This window comes from Curtobacterium sp. MCBA15_016 (assembly GCF_001865105.1).
In the GTDB taxonomy this organism is placed as follows: domain Bacteria; phylum Actinomycetota; class Actinomycetes; order Actinomycetales; family Microbacteriaceae; genus Curtobacterium.
In genome coordinates this window covers 6,547-7,688 of sequence record NZ_MJGR01000033.1, presented here as the reverse complement: position 1 = coordinate 7,688, position 1,142 = coordinate 6,547, and the positions used below count along the sequence as shown (strand labels likewise).

The 1,142-nt window shown below is 74.0% G+C and carries 2 protein-coding genes; both read right to left on the bottom strand.

Annotated elements, in window-relative coordinates; all coding sequences use genetic code 11:
• Positions 1 to 136 precede the first annotated feature (136 nt).
• Positions 137 to 565, bottom strand: coding sequence for an RbsD/FucU domain-containing protein (locus BIV03_RS13320; RefSeq protein WP_071296107.1), 429 nt, complete (start codon positions 563 to 565; stop codon positions 137 to 139).
• The coding region (locus tag BIV03_RS13315; protein ID WP_175475851.1) for a substrate-binding domain-containing protein at positions 565 to 1,142 on the bottom strand (578 nt) is incomplete at its 5' end. The genes BIV03_RS13320 and BIV03_RS13315, both read right to left, overlap by 1 nt.

The following is a 1,142-nucleotide window of genomic DNA, read 5'->3' as shown; positions in this document are numbered from 1 at the left end:
CGTGGGGACGCGCACGCTGATGCGCGGACGTGCGCACCCTGACGACGACTGCGCGTGGTGGAACGCGCGCAGTCGTCGTCAGCGCGCGCACTCACGCTCGCGCCCGCTCGCGCCCGTCCGCGCCCGCCCGCGCGCCCTACCGCTCCGGCGTGCGCTGGAACCCGATCTCGAGCAGCAGGTTCGCGTGCGACCGCTGGTCGCCCGTCGCGATGACCAACCCGGTCTCGGGCGCGCGGACCGCGTCGTAGAACGCGAACCGGTCGAGCGCACCGAGCGGCACGTCCGGCCCGAGGATGCGCCGGTAGCCCTCGTGCGCCGCGACGACGGTGTCCGCCGGAGCCTCCATGACCGTCGCCGCCTCGACCGGGACCGCGTCGAGCAGGGTCGTCAGGACCTCGTCGACGTCGAGCAGTCCGGGGCGGAAGTTGAGGTGCACGAGCGCGGCGCCGGGACGCATCGCCGTCGCGAACGGGTAGTTCCCGTCGGCGACCAGCACCTTGGAGCCGTGCCCGAGCGACGCGAGCGCGCTCAGCGTCGGCTGGTGGGTGAGGGTGTAGCGCAGCATCATGCCTCCGTGGGGGTGACGAGTCGGGCGACCGATCCACCGGCGACCAGACGGGGTGCGACGACGACGTCGACGGGGGCCGGGTCGGCGTCGGGGTCCGTCAGGCGCGCGTGGATCAGGTCGGCGGCCCGGACGGCGAGCTCGTGCGTGGGCTGCACGATGACGGTGAGCTTCGGGACGGTGGCCTGGGCGAGTTCGAGGCCGTCGAACCCGAGCACCGAGAGCTCTCGGCCGAGGGTCAGCCCGGACTCGTTCAGCGCGATGACGGCTCCGAGGGTGAGTTCGTAGTTCGCGCAGAAGACCGCTGTCGGTCGGTCCTGCTGCACGAGGAGCCGCTGCATCGCCGCCTGCCCGTGCTGCACCGTGAGGGGCCCCTCGACGACCGAGTCCGGTCCGAGGACACCGCCCTCCCGTTCGACCACCGCACGGAAGCCCGCGGTGCGCTCCCGCATGGTGGAGACCGCGGGGTCGCCCGCGACGACCCCGACCCGGCGGTGTCCGTGGTCGAGCAGGTGGCGGGCGGCGAGGGCGCCCGCGCCCCGGTTGTCGAGGAAGACGCCGTCGGTGGCGAGGGCGT

Bases quoted from the DNA above. Each gene is read 5' to 3' on its own strand.
- BIV03_RS13320 (WP_071296107.1), bottom strand. From the start codon at position 565: ATGCTGCGCTACACCCTCACCCACCAGCCGACGCTGAGCGCGCTCGCG.